Source organism: Neglectibacter sp. X4, from assembly GCF_009917365.1.
Lineage (GTDB): Bacteria > Bacillota > Clostridia > Oscillospirales > Acutalibacteraceae > Acutalibacter.
In genome coordinates, this window is record NZ_QWLE01000136.1 from 1 (window position 1) to 1,679 (window position 1,679).

General features: G+C 51.5%; 2 rRNA genes. Both read right to left on the reverse strand.

The annotated features are described in order from the left end of the window. Positions 1-371 precede the first annotated feature (371 nt). Positions 372-488: ribosomal RNA gene (rrf, locus tag D1841_RS17060) — 5S ribosomal RNA — on the reverse strand. A 190-nt stretch (positions 489-678) separates the two neighbouring features. Further along, positions 679-1,679, reverse strand: a 23S ribosomal RNA gene (locus D1841_RS17065); the annotation flags it as partial.

Consider the following 1,679-nt stretch of genomic DNA (forward strand, 5'->3'; position numbering starts at 1 on the left):
CCATACCTCAAGCCAAAATCCCATACTCAACTTACCCGTTGTTGTCCCGTTTCGGACGTGTCCTTCGGACACTAAAAAAGCAAGCTACTTCGTAACTTGCTTTTTACTGAAACCGGCAACACTCGCTCCGCTCCCTTCTCCGGTCGTAATCCTAAAATCGGATTACTCTCTCCGCTGTCCCGTTTTGTACGCTGCGCTAAAAAAGAAGAGACAGCCATACGACTGTCTTTTCTTTTTTAACCGGCAACGCTCGCTTCGCTCACTCCTCCGTTCGGAAACCTATCATCGGTTTCCTCTCTTCGCTGTCCCGTTTCAGACGTGTCCTTCGGACACTAAAAAAGCAAGCTACTTCGTAACTTGCTTTTTACTGAAACCGGCAACGACCTACTTTCCCAGGCAGCTTCCCACCAAGTATCATCGGCGCTTGAGAGCTTAACTTCTGTGTTCGAGATGGGTACAGGTGTATCCTCCCCGCTATTGTCACCGGATTTCCTGCTTGCCTTTTTCAATCCTGACTTTGTTGCTGCTCTTTCGCTCATCAGTTACGTACACTAGTACGTGCCCTCTTCGCTCCTTCGCACGCCGCGTCAGCTCTTGAAAAATTCTTCGCAGCTTCTTTTCTCTTGAGGTATATACCCTCAAATCTGAATAACAATCAACAAACTCTTCGTAAAACCACTGGTCAAGTTCTCGACCGATTAGTACCTCTCAGCTACATGCATTACTGCACTTCCACCTGAGGCCTATCTACGTGGTAGTCTCCCACGGGTCTTACCTTTTAGGAGGAGATCTCTTCTTGTGGGGGGCTTCGCACTTAGATGCTTTCAGCGCTTATCCCTTCCATACGTAGCTACCCAGCTATGCCCTTGGCAGAACAACTGGTACACCAGAGGTATGTCCATCCCGGTCCTCTCGTACTAAGGACAGCTCCACTCAAATCTCCAACGCCCACAGCGGATAGGGACCGAACTGTCTCACGACGTTCTGAACCCAGCTCGCGTACCTCTTTAATGGGCGAACAGCCCAACCCTTGGGACCTACTTCAGCCCCAGGATGAGACGAGCCGACATCGAGGTGCCAAACACCCCCGTCGATGTGAACTCTTGGGGGGTATCAGCCTGTTATCCCCGGGGTAGCTTTTATCCGTTGAGCGATGGCCCTTCCACTCGGTACCACCGGATCACTAAGCCCGACTTTCGTCCCTGCTCGACTTGTCTGTCTTGCAGTCAAGCTCCCTTCTGCCTTTGCACTCTTCGCGCGATTTCCGTCCGCGCTGAGGGAACCTTTGGGCGCCTCCGTTACTCTTTAGGAGGCGACCGCCCCAGTCAAACTGCCCACCTGACACTGTCCCAGTACCGGATTACGATACATGGTTAGAATCCCAACGTTACAAGGGTGGTATCCCAACGGTGACTCCACCAATACTGGCGTACTGATCTCTTTGTCTCCCACCTATCCTGTACATGCAACGCCGAAACTCAATATCAAGCTACAGTAAAGCTCCACGGGGTCTTTCCGTCCTGCTGCGGGTAACCGGCATCTTTACCGGTACTACAATTTCACCGAGTCTATTGTTGAGACAGTGCCCAGATCATTACGCCTTTCGTGCGGGTCGGAACTTACCCGACAAGGAATTTCGCTACCTTAGGACCGTTATAGTTACGGCCGCCGTTTACTGG